At 62.1% G+C, this 18,106-nt stretch carries 11 protein-coding genes, 1 tRNA gene and 1 other RNA gene; 6 read left to right on the top strand and 7 right to left on the bottom strand.

Going from position 1 to position 18,106, the window contains the following annotated elements:
* Positions 1 to 205 precede the first annotated feature (205 nt).
* Positions 206 to 574: a transfer-messenger RNA gene (gene ssrA, locus CABTHER_RS16390) on the top strand.
* Positions 575 to 974: 400 nt separating this feature from the next.
* On the opposite strand, the gene CABTHER_RS10920 is transcribed toward ssrA, so the two are convergent.
* The 4 genes from CABTHER_RS10920 to CABTHER_RS10910 all read right to left on the bottom strand — a co-directional run bounded on the left by CABTHER_RS10920 (position 975) and on the right by CABTHER_RS10910 (position 5,021).
* The gene (locus CABTHER_RS10920) at positions 975 to 3,983 is read right to left on the bottom strand and encodes a DUF1156 domain-containing protein (protein WP_014100702.1); all 3,009 of its coding nucleotides are present in this window, start codon (positions 3,981 to 3,983) and stop codon (positions 975 to 977) included.
* A complete protein-coding gene (locus CABTHER_RS16700) occupies positions 3,928 to 4,290 on the bottom strand; it encodes a type II toxin-antitoxin system PemK/MazF family toxin (RefSeq protein ID WP_455423193.1) in 363 nt (120 codons plus the stop codon). Before CABTHER_RS16700 ends, CABTHER_RS10920 begins: the two co-directional genes overlap by 56 nt.
* A 24-nt stretch (positions 4,291 to 4,314) precedes the next feature.
* Positions 4,315 to 4,545 carry an AbrB/MazE/SpoVT family DNA-binding domain-containing protein gene (locus CABTHER_RS10915; protein ID WP_014100701.1) on the bottom strand — a complete coding sequence of 77 codons (231 nt, stop codon included), beginning with the start codon at positions 4,543 to 4,545 and terminating at the stop codon, positions 4,315 to 4,317.
* A 155-nt stretch (positions 4,546 to 4,700) separates the two neighbouring features.
* Entirely contained in the window at positions 4,701 to 5,021 is a 321-nt protein-coding gene (locus tag CABTHER_RS10910; RefSeq protein WP_014100700.1) for a helicase-related protein, read from the bottom strand.
* Between the two features lie 289 nt (positions 5,022 to 5,310).
* On the opposite strand from CABTHER_RS10910, the gene CABTHER_RS10905 reads away from it, so the two are divergent.
* The 3 genes from CABTHER_RS10905 to ftsH all read left to right on the top strand — a co-directional run bounded on the left by CABTHER_RS10905 (position 5,311) and on the right by ftsH (position 8,718).
* Positions 5,311 to 5,883: a TMEM165/GDT1 family protein gene (locus tag CABTHER_RS10905; RefSeq protein ID WP_014100699.1), complete on the top strand. Its 573-nt coding sequence runs from the start codon at positions 5,311 to 5,313 to the stop codon at positions 5,881 to 5,883.
* A gap of 234 nt (positions 5,884 to 6,117) precedes the next feature.
* Complete coding sequence (locus tag CABTHER_RS10900) at positions 6,118 to 6,711, top strand: Hsp20/alpha crystallin family protein (protein WP_014100698.1); 594 nt, start codon at positions 6,118 to 6,120, stop codon at positions 6,709 to 6,711.
* Positions 6,712 to 6,861: 150 nt separating this feature from the next.
* Entirely contained in the window at positions 6,862 to 8,718 is a 1,857-nt protein-coding gene (gene ftsH / locus CABTHER_RS10895; RefSeq protein WP_014100697.1) for an ATP-dependent zinc metalloprotease FtsH, read from the top strand.
* 19 nt (positions 8,719 to 8,737) lie between these two features.
* Here the strand turns inward: ftsH and CABTHER_RS10890 are convergent, their stop codons facing one another.
* The 3 genes from CABTHER_RS10890 to CABTHER_RS10880 all read right to left on the bottom strand — a co-directional run bounded on the left by CABTHER_RS10890 (position 8,738) and on the right by CABTHER_RS10880 (position 14,931).
* Positions 8,738 to 10,885, bottom strand: coding sequence for a spermidine synthase family protein (locus CABTHER_RS10890; protein WP_014100696.1), 2,148 nt, complete (start codon positions 10,883 to 10,885; stop codon positions 8,738 to 8,740).
* Positions 10,886 to 11,088: 203 nt separating this feature from the next.
* Positions 11,089 to 11,709, bottom strand: a complete 621-nt coding sequence (locus tag CABTHER_RS16040) for a CHAP domain-containing protein (RefSeq protein ID WP_014100695.1) — start codon at positions 11,707 to 11,709, stop codon at positions 11,089 to 11,091.
* A 108-nt stretch (positions 11,710 to 11,817) separates the two neighbouring features.
* Entirely contained in the window at positions 11,818 to 14,931 is a 3,114-nt protein-coding gene (locus tag CABTHER_RS10880) for a bifunctional YncE family protein/alkaline phosphatase family protein (protein WP_014100694.1), read from the bottom strand.
* A 149-nt stretch (positions 14,932 to 15,080) separates the two neighbouring features.
* On the opposite strand from CABTHER_RS10880, the gene CABTHER_RS10875 reads away from it, so the two are divergent.
* Both CABTHER_RS10875 and CABTHER_RS10870 read left to right on the top strand, forming a co-directional pair.
* Positions 15,081 to 15,170, top strand: a tRNA-Ser gene (locus CABTHER_RS10875).
* Between the two features lie 111 nt (positions 15,171 to 15,281).
* Positions 15,282 to 18,035, top strand: a complete 2,754-nt coding sequence (locus CABTHER_RS10870; RefSeq protein ID WP_041569212.1) for a TonB-dependent receptor — start codon at positions 15,282 to 15,284, stop codon at positions 18,033 to 18,035.
* Positions 18,036 to 18,106: the final 71 nt, after the last annotated feature.

Genomic DNA, 18,106 nt, shown 5'->3' with positions numbered 1-18,106 from the left:
GCCGGACAGCCGGCTTTTCACAGAAAAACGTGGCGCGGAAGCCTCTGCCTGTTAGCAATTGGCGGTTAGCCGCCAGTCGCCAACTGCTGACCGCTAAACGCTTGTTGTCGGGGGGGACTTCATGTTCGGTGTGGTGTTGGCGAGATTCTGTGGTATAGTTGCTGTTGGCCGTGCTGCCGGGCAGCACATGGCTCTTTGAGAATATGGGGATGACACGGTTTCGACGTGGACATTATGAGGTGCACGTGAGGCGTGCCGGGCGTCCATGCCGCTCGTCAAAAAGCGTGGAAACAATTACCTGCCGAAACGCAGGAACTCGCTCTCGCAGCCTAATCACTGCTGAGCCGTCTGCTCATTTGGTGGCTCGTGCCGAATGAAGCGGGCGTGACCTTCACGAGCTGGCGGCGACGTTACGCCTGGGGCGTCGCCGCGAGATAGCACTGGGCTGGTATCCCGGCGGCTTCAGGTCGCTGTTCCGGCAGCCGGGGTACGAGAAACGACGGAAGCGACTACGCACGTAGTCTCCGGCACCGAAGGTTCGCGGACGAGGGTTCGACTCCCTCCATCTCCATCATGAGAATCTGATTTGAAAAGACACTCGCGCTACGTTCCGACGCATCCTGCCGGCGAACCGTTCCAGACTCCGCGTCTTGCGGGTTTTTTCGCTTCTGTCTGAGGGGCATCCGTGGGGTGCAGCTTGTGAACACTCCCGTCCCTGACGGCCCCAGCCCCCTTGTTTACGCTTCAAACTCGGCATTCTCGCACCCCAGCACCCAGCAGTGCTCCTTCACGGCACGCCGCAAGTCGTCCTTCCGTCAGTACTCCAGACACCGGCCCAAAAGCGTTTCACTTTTCCATTGTTCGCCCGGTACGTATCAGTTAAAGCGCGCGTGGGGGTTGAAGTCGAACTTCCACGAGCGTGCGCTGAGAGCCGCCAATGTGTCTGTTCGCGCGTGCAAGCTCGTCCTGTCTGGTCAAACATCCAGCTTCATCTGCGAATACGCCACCCTGGCCGCTCCAGCCACCTGCTCGATGCCGCTCCACGCTGCCACCAACTCGTTGTAGGGACGCGCGTCGTCGGCCCAACCCCGGCGCTCGCACAGGGTGTAGAGCCGGTAGGCCAAGGCACGGATGGGTTCAGCACGGGACGGCATACGCGCCAGCAGGGCCCCAGCAGCCGATTCCCCACCCTGATTGAGGGCGCGGATCAGTTGATGCAGCGCCTCCCAGACCGAGGCGCACGAGTCAGTTTTGGGCGACCACTTGGCAGGTAACTCCGGCCACCTGAGCAGGCGTACTTCGCCTTTGCCCGCCGCCACCAGCCCAGCCTCTCGTAGTCCATCTACACTCGTCGCCTTGGCGCGGGCAAGTACGTCCGCCTCGCCAAATTTGCCCGTAGCCCAGCCGTGCTGCTCGAACCAGTGCAGGCAAAATTGCGTGTCATAGTCGAAGTCGTCCTCGGTGAGAAAGCGGTTGATGAGTTGCAGCGCGGTGCGCACCGTCATGGGCGTGCCGTCGGCCTCCAGCACCTGCGCATACCGCGAGAAGATCGCCATGCCGGAGCCGATGATCGCCTGCGACAAATCCACCGGTGTCACAGGTGAATGCCGAAGAGCGCGGCCATCCTGGCTGTTTCCTGATGCGGGCGAGACGCCCGCGCCCCCAGGGTTGATCATCTCCTCCATGGCTTCGGGCAGCGTCGCATTGAGTTCGCGTAGAAACTCGCGGCGGGTGATCACCGGTGCGTCGGCTGCGCGCTTGCGGCAAACGAGCACAATGCTGGAGGCAAGGGCATTGGTAGCTTTCTTGAGATTGCCCGTGTATTCGGTGCGCATCGGCCATGTCCCCGTGATGGCCAGGCCGGCGCGGAGGACAGCTTCCAGAAAAGTCTCCCAGCCGGGACTCGTCGTGCCGTCGCTTTCGGTTTCGCTCTGCTTGAAGGCGTAGTAGATGGTTATCGGAAAAGCCGGGTGCGCCTGCCGTGCGAGGTTTTCCAGCGCCTGCGTCATCCCTTCCAGAAAGAAGGTTTCGGCCTTTTCCCGACTGCCGTGGCGGCACGGTGTAGCGACCAGTTCCTCAGTCTTGGGTGTGGCCAGTGTCGCGTAGAGACCAGGAAAGATGGGCTTGAGCATCCGCCGCAGCCAGACGTAGAAGAAGTCCGAGAGGTCGGCGTAGGCAATGTTGTCGTAGTACGGCGGGTCAGTGGAAATAATCTTGTTGTGCGAGACGGTTTGAGATTGAGCTTCCGATTGGAGGGCCAAGCCATTGGAAGGGCTCTTGAGGTTGGTGAGAAGTTTTGCTGCCTGCTCACAGCCGCTGAGAAGGTTCCCAGAGGAATTGCTGAAAGGATTCGCCTCGGCAAAGTCCCAAACCATTGGTAAAGCTTGACGACCAAAGGTACTTGTCACTGTGTCACGGCCTGAGTGCCAGGAACAAAGAGACGACCAGTAGTTTGCACCTTTATCCACGGCAAATGCCAAGTACACTCCCACTGCCTGCGCGTAGGCGAGGGCACCGGTCCCACTGGCATCCAATCCCACACCGTCGTCAGGCAACCCAGCCGCTATAGCATCCCGGCGGCATTTCTCGATGGCCTCGGCCACCAGATCGGAAAACGTCGTCAGCGCCACGAGCTGGCGGGGGGTGAAGAGGTCGGCCCACGTGAAAAAGCCATAGCCACGGCCACTGACCAGATCGCGCGTATCGCGGTTCATCGGCTGATCGGGCTTCCACAGCGGTTGCGCTGAACGGGCAATCCTCTCGTGTTCTTCGGTAGGAGGCAGATAGACGCGCCCACGTGGCCCTTCGGCGACGATGGCCATCAGCCGTTCTCCCATTCTACCTGCCAGACTCTCGGCTTTGATGTAGGCGTCGCCGATTGGCGCACCAGACACCAGACACCGAAAATTCGCCCCGCGCGCAAGCTTCGTGCCGTTCTTCGCGCTTTCCGGCGGCTTACCCACTTTGACAGTAAAGTAATACCCTGGGAGCGCGGGCGTCCCTGGGAGGGCGGGCGTCTCGCCCGCGACTTGTGGCGGGCGAGACGCCCGCCCTCCCAGGATAATTGGCTCGACGTACGCTTCCTTGCCCGCCTTGCTGGAGAGGATGAAGGTGGAAACCAGCGGCACATCCACATCCGCAAAAGCCGGATTGGGGCTTTTGACCGTCCGCGCCCACAACCAGGCAATCACGGTGAGCTTTTGGCCAACGAGCGGTTTGAGGTCAGGGCGGTCAGCGGCCATCTCTGACGTCACCTTGACCCTTGGGTAAAGATGCCCGATGCGCTTTTCAGCCTCGGCGCGCATCCACGCCCCGTACCGCCGTACGTCTTCGGCCAGTCCCTTTGCCCCCGACCAGTCCGCGTGCAGCGTGGCTTGCCTTTCCCCCGGCGGCAACGGCCCGACAGGTTCGTATCCGGCAAAGCGCGGCGGGATTTCAATCATGGCCTTGTTGATGGTGACAGCCACGGGGTTGAGATCGCTGGCGTAGGTTTCCAGCCCCAGCCGCTGCGCTTCCAGAGGCAGTGCGCCCCCGCCGGCGAAGGGATCGTGAAAACCTGGGAGCGCAGGCATCCTGCCCGCGTTGATCGCAGCCACAATTTCGTCGTCGGAGAGGCGTGCGGCCGCTGCGCCAAGGCAGTGCCGCGCCCAACTCCGGCGGATTTCGCGCCGGGCGCTTTCGAGCACCTCCTCGTTCGTGGTGTTTTCCCACTGCACAAGCTGCTCAAGCAGGCGAAAGAGGCGCTGGCGTTCCCTCTCCTGCGCTTCCGGCGTGGGAAACTCCTCCGGCACACTGGCGGGATCATCCACCATCTGGGCGAAGATGACGGCCCGGGCCGCCGCCAGCGGACGGCGCGCCCACCACAGGTGCAGGGTGCTGGGGTGTCCGTGACGGATGGACTTTTCGCGCGCGGCAGCTTCGTTGATTTTATCCAGTGGTAGCGCGACTTCGATGAGTTTTTTCCGGGTTTTGATGGATGTCATGGGGTAAGGTCCAGCACTCGGGATATAAGAACTGCCCAAGCTGGCTGCAATCAGCCTCTGCCAGATAGCCGAGCACGCCGCGCACCAAGCGAACATCGAGCGTGAACAGTTTGGCGCATACCACCGACGAAGGCGTGGGTAAACCCGCGCTAGTGAGGTCGCTGATGGGGCAGTCAAACGGCCACGGGGGATTCTGAGCCGAGGTAATCATCGCAAGTACAAGGCAGCCGCTTGCACGGTTGAAAGCGGTTGCCGACATGACCAGCACCGGGCGATTTTTGTGGCTTCGCGGTTGGTGAACGGAAATGGCACGCGAACCACCTGCCCCGGCTCATAGTTCACGGTAGTTCTCCTTGTCTGTCTCGCCCGACCATTCCGAGAGCGTGCCCTCGACGGCCTTGAGGTATTCCAGACCGAGGGGGCAAACCCGACGCACCCGTACTTCGCCGTCGGCAACGATCTCCCAGGCTGGCAGATCGCCAGGTCCGACGTGTAAGTGCGCCCGGATCGCGGCCGGAATTGTAGTCTGGCCTTTGGCAGTGATTTTAGCGATGGCAATCATCGGGAGCACTCCAGGGATTGAGGTAAGGCTGTAAGGAGCGCCTTACCTTACGTGGGCAGTGTAGTACGCGCAAGCAGGGCTTTTATGTCGAGGTTGAGCTGTCACGGCCCAGTCCGGCTCGCTGGTAAAAAGCTGCCGCACGTAGCGGGCAAGTCTTAGTTGACCATCAGGTTGGCGTTCTGCAGGTGTACGCCTTCGCTGGCGGCGCCGATGGCAACAAGCAAACCCACTGCTGGATTGTTGCGGAACAGTTCCCGTGCCTTGCGGCGCTCTGCACGCTTGACACCACACGTGGACATTGCCCTGGCTTCTTCGCCGCTGAGCAGCCTGCGAATCCTGGCGGCCAGGTAGTTCAGCAGGCCGCGGTGCTCAGTGAAGACGAGGAGTTTGGGGAGCGAGAGCGTCCTGCCCGCAGGCGGGCTGGAAGCCTGCGCTCCCAGATTTTGCAGCCGGCAGTAGAGTGCTTCCCCTCGCAATCCTGACTTTGGAGTGAACAACTTAGCGGGCCTGTTCTTCCAAGGCTTTGAGGACGATGCTCGCTTCAGCCACCGCTCAAAACGTTCGTAGTCCTCGGGTGAGAGGCTTGAGCTGCCTCCCAGTGTTGTCGGGCAACTACCAAGCCTTCGGCTCCACTGCTTCTTGAGTGCATTCTGATAGTTGTGATAGCGAGGGGGCTTTGTTGGTTGTTCTGTGCCCACTCCCGGCGCCACCTCTCAGGCAGACGCCAGGCATCCCGGCAAACACGTGTCAGCCTCTAGGCTTTTTATGGAATCTCTTCTCATTTCAACGGCCGTTGTCGCGCTGGCGGAGATCGGCGACAAAACCCAACTTCTCGCCTTCATCCTTGCGGCGCGGTTCAAAAAGCCACTGCCCATCATTCTGGGCATCCTGGTGGCCACCCTGCTCAACCACGGACTGGCCGGTGCACTGGGGGCCTGGCTCACCAGCGTTGTCAGTCCCGACGTGCTGCGCTGGGTGCTTGGTCTGTCCTTTATCGGCATGGCTATCTGGACGCTTATCCCTGACCGCATCGAAGAGGAAGAAACCCAGGTTGCCCGGCGCTTTGGTGTCTTCGGCGCAACGCTGCTGACGTTTTTCCTGGTGGAAATGGGTGACAAAACCCAAATCGCCACCGTGGCTCTTGCCGCCCACTATGCCGCGCCCTGGATGGTCATCCTTGGCACCACGTTGGGGATGCTCATCGCCGACGTGCCCGCCATCTTTGTCGGGGACAGGCTGGCGTCCAAAATCCCGATGAAGCTGGTTCACGCCGTGGCCGCCGCTGTCTTTGCCCTGCTGGGTCTCGTCACGCTGCTCGGAAGCTGGCTCCAACCGTAGCTGCCAGATTGGAGCCAACAGAAGGCCGACTCCGCCGTAAAGCAGCCCGGCGCGTCCATCCACTCCGGTTGCCCGAACCGCTTCACCGTTGACCGCCAAAATTCAGGCTGGGGGAACGACGACGAGCTTTGATGACGAGCTTCAGCGAAGGGGCCAACCCGCCTTGCTATTCGCTATTCGCTATTCACCGGGTGTATGTTTATAGACAGGACTTTCATATCGAGGAGAACTGCTATGGACTTGAAAAAACTGGCCCCCTGGAACTGGTTCAGAAAAGAACAGGAAACGCAACCAACAGCACTCCCGGTCCGCAAAGCGGAGTCTGCGGGGACAGCGCGCGAAACCATCGAGCCGGCCCTGCCTGCGCCTTTTTTGCCGGTGTTCCAACTGCAACGCGAGATTGACCGGCTGTTCAATGAAGCATTTCGCAACTTTGGCCTGGCGTGGCCGTCCTTGACGCTGCCAAGCCTGCCGACGCCTGACTGGCAGGGGCTGCTCCGCCCGGCGCTCGACATTCACGAAACAGAGACGCACTACCACATTGCACTGGAGCTACCCGGTGTAGAGCCGAAGGATGTCAACATCACGCTGGACGAAGACGTGCTGTACATTCAGGGCGAAAAGCGCCACGAGCAGGAGTACAAAGACGGGCAGCAGCATCGGATCGAGCGTACGTATGGCGCTTTTCAGCGGATGCTCAATCTGCCTGACGATGCGGATGCTGACAATATCAAGGCCAGTTTCAGGAACGGTGTCCTGACGTTGACGATTGGCAAGCGGACGCCGAGCCGGCCGCAGCGGGGGCGTCCCATTCCCATTGAGAGTTAGGCGGTTGCGGGGTCGCCGAAGTTCAGCACGCCGCCCGAAACACCGCTCCAGGGGCGGCGTTTTTTGTTACCTTTGGGAGACGAGGCATAGCTGTGGCAGGGTGCGTCTGCACCAGCCACCACGCCCCGCGTTGTCAAGGACGAATCAGGGATGAAGCAGGAAAGTCGCTGGAATTTCGGATACTGGATGGTGGCCATTCTGGCGCTGCTGGTATTTCAGGAGTACTGGCAGCGGATGAGTACCGTTGAGCCGGTTCCCTACAGTGAGTTTGAGAAGGCGCTGGCGGAAGGGCGCGTGGAGGAGGTCATCGTCACGGACAGGACGATAACCGGGCGGTTGAAAGCGCCAGACCAGCGCGGCAAGACCTCGATTGTGGCAACGCGCGTGGAGCCAGAACTGGCCGATCGGTTGTCCGGGTATGGTGTCAGGTACAGCCGCGTTGTGGAAAACACCTGGTTGCGGGACGTGCTCTCGTGGGTGCTGCCAGCTTTGGTCTTTTTTGGGGTGTGGTTTTTCCTGTTCCGGCGGTTTGCGGAAAAGCAGGGTGTGGGCGGCTTTATGAGCGTCGGCAAGAGCCGCGCCAAGGTCTATGTCGAGAAAAAAACCGGCGTGACGTTTGGTGACGTGGCGGGGGTAGATGAAGCCAAAGCCGAACTGGAGGAAGTCGTCAACTTTCTGAAAGCGCCGCAGGAATATGGTCGTCTGGGAGCGCGGATTCCCAAGGGGGTGCTCCTGGTCGGCCCGCCGGGCACCGGCAAAACCCTGCTGGCCAAGGCCGTTGCCGGTGAAGCTGGCGTGCCGTTTTTCTCGATTTCGGGTTCGGAGTTCATTGAAATGTTTGTCGGAGTGGGCGCTGCCCGGGTACGTGATCTGTTTGAGCAGGCGCGCACGCACGCACCGGCGATCATTTTCATTGACGAACTGGATGCTCTGGGACGCGCGCGTGGCGCGGGCGGCCCGCTGGTCGGACACGACGAACGCGAGCAGACGCTCAATCAGTTGCTGACCGAAATGGACGGCTTTGATACATCAGTCGGCTTGATCATTCTGGCCGCGACGAACCGGCCGGAGATTCTTGATCCGGCGCTGCTACGCGCCGGCCGGTTTGACCGGCAGGTGCTTGTGGACCGTCCCGACAAGAAGGGACGGCTGGAGATTCTCAAGGTTCACGCCAGGAAGATCACACTGGCCCCTGGTCTGGATTTGGAACAGGTGGCCGCGTTGACGACGGGTTTTTCCGGGGCTGACCTAGCGAATCTCGTCAACGAGGCGGCACTGGCGGCCACCCGGCGCAAGGCGGCAGCGGTCGAGTTGGTGGATTTTACAGTGGCGCTGGAGCGCATCGTGGCGGGTCTGGAAAAGAAAAACCGCGTCATCAATGCCAGGGAGCGCGAAACCGTGGCCTATCACGAAATCGGGCATGCGCTGGTTGCACTGGCTTTGCCGGGGGCGGATGCCGTCCACAAGATTTCGATCATTCCCCGTGGGATTGGGGCGCTTGGGTACACCTTGCAGCGACCGACCGAAGACCGGTTTCTGATGACGCGCGCCGATTTGGAAAACAAAATTGCCGTGCTGTTGGGCGGCCGGGCAGCCGAAAAGCTCGTGTTTGGCGAGATTTCGACAGGCGCGGCCGATGACCTGGCGCGGGCAACCGACATTGCCCGCGACATGATCACCCGTTACGGCATGGATGAAGGGCTGGGCTATGTTGCCTTTGAGGCCCAGAAGCCGCGTTTTCTGGATGTACCGGAGTTGGCTCAGGGAGGCTGCCGAGTAGCTGAGTCCACGCAGGCACGAATAGATCAAGCTATCCGGGATATTGTCATGGGCGCGTTTGAACGCGCTTACCGGATTCTTGAGACCAACCGCGAGGTGCTGGAGCGGTGCGCCCGCGAGTTGCTTGAACGCGAAACCCTGGAAGAAAGTGACATTCGGAAACTGACTCAGGGGTTGAAGCCGGCAGCGGAGGTGGCGGAAGCGCCCGTTGCCCTGCCCCGTCGCTAGGGTGTCCGTTCTGACCCCATCAGGCATCGGCTTCGCGGGGAAGCGCTGCTTCAGCCGCTTCCGGCTGGGCCGCCTGCCGCGCCAGAATGAGATACGCCGTCAGGTAGAGCGCCATCGCCAGCAGGGTCATCTTGCGCAGCCCCGCGTACATGGAAAGGTATTCCAGGCAGCCGCCGACCACTGAACCCAGGATGTTGGACCCGAGTGCGCCGGGGACATCCTGGGCCCGCTTCAGAAGGGTGGAGACAATGACCCCGGCAAAAAACACCGGCAGGGCAAAGAGCAGTCCGCCCAGGATGCCGCGCGTCAGTAGCGAAAACTGATTGAGCGTCCCAGCCCCCAACCACCACACCGCGAGCAGGGATATGACCAAGGGGACGTACCACGGCTGAATCCGGGAGGCCGTCCGCCGGATGACGTAGCCGTTGGCCAGCAGCACCATGACAAGAACGCCGGCAAAAACGGAGGCGTTGACGACCCACGTCGAACCAAAGAGCAGACCCAACTCTGTGACCATCCGCGTTTCAAGCAACAGAAAGGCCGCACCCATCAGAAACAGCACCGGGTCAAACCGGCGTGAGGTAAGCAGGTCGGCCCCGAACGTCTGCCGGACAGCCACCAGGGCCGTGACGAGGATCAGCGTCAGAACGGTCAGGTAGGCATAGGGCACCGTATTGGGGCGCAGATAAAGAAACGGCCAGTCGTCGGTTGGAATGCGGATTTCCATTTCAGGGAGGACGTGAACCGGAAAGCCCGTTGTGGCCTGCACCGTCTGGGGCATCAGTTCGCGCCCTACGAGAAACGTCACCCCGTAGTTATAGCCGTGCAGAATCACCAAAGGCTGAAGGCCGGTCGCCTCCAGAAGCGTGTTGTTGAGGCGGTAGAGCATCCAGTCGCCGGCGAAAACCGAGAAGGAAACGGACATGATGCCGCCCGGTGCGACGTGCTTCCAGCCGGAACGAAGCCCCTCGACCGTGTAGAGGTAGTTGTCCAGACGGAGTGTGGACAGGGCGGAAAACATGGCGTGGGAGTCCACGAGTCCATAGCAGACGACATCATACTGGTCGGTATGGTTTTGCTCGAAGTAGGCGCGGGCGTCGTTGTTGATGAGCCGGACGTTGGGGCGGGTGTATGGTTGTTCCGGGTGTTTCTCACGCCCCAGGCGTAAAATCACCGGATCAATTTCGACACAGGAAACATGGGCAAATCCGGCTCGCAGGGCCGCGGCGGCATCGTTGCCTGTGCCGGCCCCGACAACCAGCGCGCGGTCGCGCCGCGACGTAAGACGGAAAGGAATTTCGTAGATTCTCTGAACCTGCCCCCGAAGCGCGCCGGGCGGTTCCTGGCTGACTGTGGCAACGGAAAGATCAAGTAGATACTGGTGAAAGTCCCGGTTGATACTGAGCATGTATTCCGGGCGTGCAACCGGGTTGGGGGGCTGGCCCTCCCCGGTGAAAAAATCGTCGGTTGCAAGATCAATGCGGTTGTAGGGCGAAAAGTAAGCCCCCTGGCTGGCCCAGCCGGTCAGCAGGATGACGCCGATGCCTAAAATTGCCCACCACCGGCGGCTGACCCAGGCGAGCGGAAGCAACCCCAGTCCGAACCAGACGGCCGGTGGCAGGTGCAGCGCCGCCACCGCGGTGAACGCCAGCACGCCGATGAGTGAGCCAAGCAGGTCATAGGCATAAGCCCGCAGGGGCGGAAGCTGCCCGAACCACCAGCCCACCGGAATGGCCATGAGCAAAAACACCAGTGCCACCAGCCAGAACAGTCCAACGACAACCAGCGTCGCCAGACAGAACTGGCCGAAAGAAACCATCCTGACATCAGCTCCCCAGAGGCTGATGGATGGGTCAGGAAACCCCAAGTCCATCAGCCCAACCTGCTTGGACAAAGCCAGAACGGCAGCCAGGACGAGCAGCGCCGGGAACACCCACTCGAAAAGATGCGGATACCGGCGGCCAAGGGCCACCCCAAGGCCCATCCCAAGGAAAACCGCCATGAGTACCAGGTTGGCAAAGTAGGCGAAGACCCGGATTTGCGAGCCAATCCACCGGATGGCCGCCAGTTCGAGCACGAGGATGCTGAACGTCGTCAGCCCAAGATACCAGGCTGAACGCCGGGCGGAGACCTCGCGTGCCCAAAGGGGCAATGGGGTGGTGCTCATGAAACTTCTTCCCTTTTGACCATCCAAACCGCCCGCGTCCCGGGCCGCACGATACGACCCTGTGGAGACCGACGTAACCGTGCAGGTCAGCACACAAAAAGAGGCTAACCCAGCCGCGCAGGCTGCGGAAAGCTCAGAAAAACACCTGTCCCAGGGGGGAAGGTTCGAGGCCGGAAAACCGCCTTATCCCAGGTCGGGTCGCTCTAGGGGCGGCCCTTGCGGACGACACGCGGCCGCGAAACGGCATCCACCGTCCGAATCTGGCGGCCCCTCCCACGTGCGTCCTGCGTGGAAAAGCTTTTGCGCGCCGTCGCCACCTTTTCCGGGAAGATGAATCCGGCAAAAAAATACCGCCGCCGCACGCCACGGTCGAGGTTGGTCGAAAACGGCAAAAACGACTGGCTGATGCGGTTGAAACCACCCGTGGCGTCGCCATCGCTGTTGACGCGCCAGTTCATCTCGCTGATGAGGATGCCATCTGGATACACGTCATCCACAACGCCGACGTGTCCCCGACCGTCATTTTGCCAGACGATGATGGCGCCCACGCGCGCATCGCGCGGGTTGGTACTCGTCTGCCAGCCTTTTTCCTGTGCGGCGCGCAGCCACATGCCGCCGTTGCCGCGCCAGTCAATGCCGCCTTCCGCCGCCGCAAAGCGGTCGAAAACCTGCGCGGCGTAGTATGTGCAATAGCCCCAGCTAAACCCTTTGTAAGGCTGATGGGTGTTGTCTTCGACCTGGGCCGTGGCTGCCGTGGCCAGACCGAGTACGGCAACTGTCATCACAAAAAAGCGACGAAGTTGCTTCTTCAAGCGAAGCACCATGGTTCGTTGACTCTCAAAATTACGGGAATAATGGTAAGGACGGGCGTTCTCTATCCCGTTGTCATCCGCAGTGTCAAGTTTTTTACCAACGTTTTCTGCGCCGGAGCGTCACTCATCGCGCCCGGCAACCCCCTGAGCGAGGGCGGCAAACACCGGCAAATCAGGACTTTGCGCCGGCGGGGGACGGTGGCTGCCACAGGTGGCGTACCAGATGATGGCATTGAGCGCATCGGCATCTTCGAGATCGGCATGCGCCAGGTTCATCGCCTGGCACCACCGCACCATGGCGGCTTCGCGGGCGGTTTGTGGCGGCGCGACGAGAAGATTACCGGCCGCCACGCGCGGCAGGATTGCCCGGTATGGGCGGAGGTCGGGTTTGTCCTGAAAGATGTCCATGGGCACCGCGTTGGCGTCCAGGGCATTCATTGGCGGCAGCCCCAGGAGAAGTTCCATGGTCCGAATCAGGCTGACGGTCGTGTGATATTCGTGAATGAGTTGGCCCGGCCGGTTGTAGGCGCTGATGACCAGGGCCACCGACCGGTGACAGTCCACGTGGTCGGGGCCGTTCTGAGCATCATCTTCGACGACAACGATGGCGGTGTCTTTCCAGTATGGTGAGGTCGAGACGGCTTCCACCAGACGCCCCAGAGCATAGTCGTTGTCCGCCACGTGAAACTGCGGAGTGGGAAGACCGGGCATCATTCCGCTGGTGTGATCGTTGGGCAGCCGGACAATCGAAAAATTTGGCAGTTCATCGCGTCCGGTGGTCTGCCGGGTCTCCACGCACTGCTGGAACTCAGCGAGCCAGGCGCCAAGCCGCGACGTACCACGGAAGCGAGGGTCGGGATGCTGCACGGTGATGAGCGGGTCGGTCTGTCCATGGCTGTTCAACGCCGCCAGGTAGGAGTCGGTCGTCATGGCATCGGGGGTGTGCATGTCGAAGTTGCGGAACGTCGGGCACACGTGGCCTTCGAGGGCTTTTTTGGTCGGGGTGGCTGTGACGTTGGGCGTCAGGTCGGGGTAGCTCCGTCGTTGGTTGCGGTTGATGGCGTCCAACTCAGCCTGGGAGACTGTGCCGACGAATTCGCCATAGTTGCGGTAGGTCAATCCGGCGCGCGCGGCGGCGTCCCAGAGATACAGGGTGTCGGGTTCCGCAATGTCGCGGGCCCCCTGGCGGTAGGGGATGAAGCGGACGAGGTAGCGTTCGATGTCATCCGCCGTAACCGGCAGGTCGAAAGCCGGGGGAACGCCCTGGCGCGGCGCGAAGTTTGGCAGGCGGTTGAAACCTTCGTAGTCGTAGGTGCGTGACCGCCGGGAATACTCCCAGCGAAAAGCCTTGTCGGTGTAGTCACTCGACAGGGCGGCCGTGGCCCAGTTGTGTCCGTCGGGGCTGGCTTCAGAGTTGACAAAAAAGCGGTCAAACAGACCGAAGCGCAGCGCCAGGGCGCGGTGGTTGGGGGTGATGTCCTGCGGAGTGCCGTCGTGTGCGACGGCGGCCTCTCCGGCTCCGAAAATGGCGAGGTAGGGATCGCCGTCGGCCGGAAGCCCGTTCCCGGCGCGCTCCAGATCGCCAAAAACGGCGTCGTAGGTACGGTTTTCCTTGATGATGTAGATGATGTGCCGGATGGGCGACGGGCCCTTGAAAAGGCGCGTTTTGTGGGGGCCGAGCAGTCCGTTGTTTTGCAGTGTCTGGCGCGTGTAGTCCGCCAGTTGCCGGTCATCCGGCAGCGGGATGTGGCTGAGCGTTCCGGCCACAAGGGCGACACTGTACTGCCCGCCCTGCCTTCCCGATTCAGCTTCTGCCGGGAAGCGATCGTTGGGCGCGTTGGGAAACCGCCCGGAGGTGTTGGCGACAACCGAGGAGTTTTCAAAGCCGGTGCCTTTGCCATTGCCGACAACCAGCGTCCTGCCGACGACAGCAACGGCCGACGGGTAAAGCCCGGTCGGGATGAAGCCCTTGACAACGGAGGCTTGTTGCCGTCTCTCAGGCTCGGCAGTGGACTCCGGTTCGGAACGGACTTTCGTTTTGCGAGAGGGCTTTTTTGACGCAGCCTGATGACGCGCTTCGGATGCGTCATGACGTTGTGCGGTTGGCCGTGCCTGCGCGCCCAGCCTGACGACGGCAACGCAGTTGGCGCGGGCATTGGCAACGTACAGTGTGGTTTCGTCTTCGTCGAGGGCAAGGCTTTGCGGACTTGTTCCGCCCCGGTTCCGTTCATCGAGGCGCAGGGCAATGCGTTCGATTTCAGTATCCGTGGCTGTGTCCATGACGCTCACAGCATCTCCGTCCGAGTTGACCACGTAGAGTCGGGTTTGGGCGCGGTCAAGTGTCATGGCGGTTGGATGCCGGCCGATGTCCACGAAACGGACGGCTTTCGTCGTTGGGTTAACGACAGCCAGCGAGCCATCGCCCCAGCAGGAGACATATACCTTGTCGCCTTGCCCGGTTGGAACGACTTTGACTTCGTAGGGGTACGTGGCCTGGTTCGGACGTTTGGGGTTCTGGAGTTTGAGGCTTTCCAGTTCTGGCTCGCCCTGATGGTGGTGAATCAGACCCAGGCTGTCACCCAGATTGTTGGCGGTGTAGAGCGTTTCGCCATCGGTACTGAGGGCGAGGCCGAGGGGGAAGACGGCCGCCAGGTTGTTGTTGTAGCGCGGCGAAGGCGGCTCGGCGGCCAGGCCGGACACTTCGATAAACGGGGCTTCGAGCGGGATGTTGAAGTTGCTGACGCCGGGCTGGAGCGGCTGCCGCGCGCCGGGGACAAACTGAAAGCGCCAGATTTTGTTTTCTTGACCGCCGGAAACATAGAACGTGCAGGTGCCATCGGGGTGAGGTTGTGGGACAAACACGGCCCCGACACAGACGCTTTGCGGAACGGGAACATAGACGTTCTGGATGACGGTCGGCGCGGGACGCGCGGCAAGGTCAATCACGGCCAGCGACTGGTGCAGTTTGTGGGTGGCGTTGCGCTGGATGCCAAAGCCGCTGTTGACGGCAATGAGGTAGCGCCCATCGGGTGAGCGGATGAGGTTGACGGGAAGTGCCCCGACGGCGGGCTGGTGGGTGGCGGCGTCCCGGATGAGCGTCCCAGCCGGTGTCAGGCGAAACTCCGGCTGGGGTTGCCGGTCGGCGGCCAGGCGTCCACCAGTGAAGAGCATGGCCAGAAGCGTCAGGCTGATTCCCAAAGTCAATCTGAGCTGGCGCGGTACATTGAAGTTCATACGCATCAAAACCGGGGACATCAGGGCTTGAGTGAGGGAGTTGGCCTGGCAGCCGTTTGCCATTTTTCCTGCAGGGATTGGTCGTCGCCAAGTCTCTTGACAGCTTGTGGCAAGGCGCTTGATACTCATTGTGCATCGTTAGCGCGCGCGGAGAAGTCGCATAGTGGCCTAGTGCGCTGGTTTGCTAAACCGGTGTACGCGAAAGCGTACCGAGGGTTCGAATCCCTCCTTCTCCGCCACCTTCCTCTTCAGTCTTTCCTCAAAACGCTGCGCCCCAAGCGAAATGTACGCTGCCTGCACTGCTGACCAGGCGGTGGTCGCTTGGGGCTTCCTTCAATTCAGTGAACCAAGTGAACCAAGCCGACACCAAGCCTTTTTTGGCCTGCCTGCTGTTTCTCGCCTGGCTGTTGGGGGAGGCTTGCGCAACAACGCTCGCCAAAACGCCAGTCCCGGAATCGGCGACGCTGACCGGTTACGTGCGTAACGTGAACGGTACACCCGTTGCCCAAGCGCGGCTGACGCTTCTGACAGCGCGCCAGACGGTCGCGGCCACCACGGTCAGCGCCGCTGATGGGCGGTACCTGTTCGATGATGTCACGCCCGGAACCTATGAACTCGTTGCGGCCACCTCCGATGGGCTTGGCGTGCGGCTGGCGGTTTCACTCGCGGCTGGCATCACCACGGTGCGCGATCTCACCGTACTGCCCACGCCGGTCGCCGAGACCGTCACAGTGACGGCCGACGTTGGCCTTGTCCAGGACAAGGATGAACTGGGGCAGACCGTCACGGTGATTCCGGCTGGACGCCTGCAGGAACGCGCCACCCAGGGACTGGCCCAGGCTTTTGCCGAGGAAGCCGGGCTATCCGTACAGCAGACCAGCGCCACGCTGGGCGGCGTCTTCGTGCGCGGACTCGTGGCCAGCCGGGTGTCGGTGTTCGTGGATGGCGTCCGCTACACGACAGGCGCGCAGCGGGGCGGCATCAGTACGTTTTTCAACCTGCTCGAACCAGGCAGCTTGCGCGGCGTGGAGGTGCTGCACGGGCCGCACGGCGCGCAGTACGGCAGCGACAGCCTGGGGGGAAGCGTCCAGTTGCTCACGGCCACCGCGCCTCTGACCACAGGCGGTTTTGTGTTTCAGGGAGAAAGCACCTTCTTTGGCATCAGTGCCACGTCCGGCTTCGGCCACGCCACCCGTCTGTCCTTCGGCACCCCACGCTTCGGTGGCGTGGTCAACCTGGCCGGACGGCGCATCAATACCCTGCGCGCCGGCGGCGGTGTGGACTCCCGTGCGGCCGTGACCCGGTTTTTTGACCTGCCTTCAAACCGCTTCTACGGCGCCCGCCAACCGGATACCGCCTTCACCGAATATGCCGGCAGCCTCAAGGCCGTGGCGACACCCCGCGCCGGACACCAGTTCGTCGTCCATTACCAGCGTGGACAGCAGGACGGCGGCCAACGCTCCGATCAGTTGCTGGGCGGTGACGGCAACCTGCTGGCGAAACTGGGCAACCTGATGCTGGACTTTGGCTACCTGCGCTATGACGGCCAGCGGGTGGGCGGTCTGGACAGTGTGACCGTCACCGGCAGTTTCAACATCCAGCGGGAAGAACGGATCAATCAGGGCGGGCAGGGCAATCCCCAGGCGCTCATCAACGCCCAGTATGAACGCACCCGGGCCGTTGGCCTGGCGTTGTCTGGTGCGAAGACGCTTCCCGGACGGCACACGGTGCTGGGCGGCGCGGATGTGTACCGCGATGTCATGCGGGCGCGCGCCTTCGATGCCCATCCCGTGACCGGCATCGCCACGGCGGCCCGCCCGCGCGTGCCCAACGGCGCATATTTCAACAACTACGGCTTCTTTGTGCAGGATGTGTGGGAAGCTGTGCCGAGCCGGCTGCGCCTGGCGGCCAGCCTGCGCTATGGCGTGGCTTCCTACCGCGCCCGCGCCCGCGACAATGCGCTCGTCGGAGGGCGTGCCGTGGTCGAGGACGACAGCGTACGCACGGCAGCCTGGACGTTCCGTTTCAGCGGGGCCTGGCAACTGGGGCGCGGCTGGGTGCTGGCCGGCAATGTGGCCCGTGGCTTTCGTCCGCCCAACATGACCGACCTGGGATCGCTGGGTCTGCAGGGCAATGGTGTCTATGAAATCGCTGCGCCAGCCGTTGCCGGACGGCAGGCCTTCATCGGCACAACTGCCGACGCTTCCGCCGTGTCAACCGGGCTGCCGGTCAGACAGGTCATCCCGGAAAGCAGTCTGAGCTACGAAGGCAGCCTGCGCTACCGCAATGGACGGATGGATGCCGATCTGACCGGCTTTGTGACGAATATCAATGACCTGCTCACGACACAGACCCTGATCCTGCCGCCGGGGGCAGTGGGGACGCGCCTGGGGACGGAAATCATCACGGCGCAACTGCCGACGGGGGCGGTGTTCGTCGCGCCGGCAACGAGTCCCGTGCGCGTCCGGGCCAACTTCACCGGTGCGCGTATTTACGGCGTTGAGAGTTCGCTGGGCGTCAGGCTGACGGCGAGCTGGTCGCTGAGTGGCAACTTCACCTGGCTGCACGCGGAAGACCGCGCCACCGGGCGGCCGCCTGATGTGGAAGGCGGAACCCCGCCGCCACAGGGGTTGCTGCGGCTGCGCTATCAGCCGCCCGGTCGCGCCTGGTGGGTGGAAGGTGTCGTGGCGGCCGCCCACCGGCAAACGCGCCTGTCGTCGCTCAATCTCGATGACCGCCGGATTGGTGCGGCCCGGACGCGCACCCAGATTCAAAACTTTTTCCGCCGGGGCGCAACAGTGCGGGGGTTTGTCGAAGCCGGCCCCGATGGGCGGCTGGGCACGGCTGATGACCGGCTGCGGCTGACCGGCGAAACTCTGGCGCAAGTTCAAGCCCGTGTGTTGGGGGCGGTTGCCAGCGCGCCGCTGTTTCCACGCCTGCCCGGATGGGCCACACTCAACCTGCGCGGAGGATACCGCTTTGGCGAGCGGCATCACCTGCTGGTGGCCCTGGACAACCTGCTCGATCAGAACTACCGCACGATTTCGTCCGGGATAGATGCACCGGGACGCAACCTGACGGTGCGTTATACTATCCGTTTGTGAGTCGCCAGGCGGGCTTTGCCGCGCCGGTGGTATTGGCGGTGCCCAGGCCACCGGCGGGGTCCGTACCCTTT

It is taken from the genome of Chloracidobacterium thermophilum B (assembly GCF_000226295.1).
GTDB lineage: Bacteria > Acidobacteriota > Blastocatellia > Chloracidobacteriales > Chloracidobacteriaceae > Chloracidobacterium > Chloracidobacterium thermophilum.
Note: the sequence above shows the minus strand (reverse complement) of the source record. Positions and strands in the feature narration are given on the sequence as shown.

What these genes read in the sequence shown, in the direction of transcription:
- CABTHER_RS10890 (WP_014100696.1), bottom strand. Translation starts at nt 10,885, where the DNA reads ATGAGCACCACCCCATTGCCCCTTTGGGCACGCGAGGTCTCCGCCCGG.
- CABTHER_RS10905 (WP_014100699.1), top strand. Translation starts at nt 5,311, where the DNA reads ATGGAATCTCTTCTCATTTCAACGGCCGTTGTCGCGCTGGCGGAGATC.
- CABTHER_RS10920 (WP_014100702.1), bottom strand. Translation starts at nt 3,983, where the DNA reads ATGACATCCATCAAAACCCGGAAAAAACTCATCGAAGTCGCGCTACCA.
- ftsH (WP_014100697.1), top strand. Translation starts at nt 6,862, where the DNA reads ATGAAGCAGGAAAGTCGCTGGAATTTCGGATACTGGATGGTGGCCATT.
- CABTHER_RS10900 (WP_014100698.1), top strand. Translation starts at nt 6,118, where the DNA reads ATGGACTTGAAAAAACTGGCCCCCTGGAACTGGTTCAGAAAAGAACAG.
- CABTHER_RS10915 (WP_014100701.1), bottom strand. Translation starts at nt 4,545, where the DNA reads ATGATTGCCATCGCTAAAATCACTGCCAAAGGCCAGACTACAATTCCG.
- CABTHER_RS16040 (WP_014100695.1), bottom strand. Translation starts at nt 11,709, where the DNA reads ATGGTGCTTCGCTTGAAGAAGCAACTTCGTCGCTTTTTTGTGATGACA.
- CABTHER_RS10880 (WP_014100694.1), bottom strand. Translation starts at nt 14,931, where the DNA reads ATGAACTTCAATGTACCGCGCCAGCTCAGATTGACTTTGGGAATCAGC.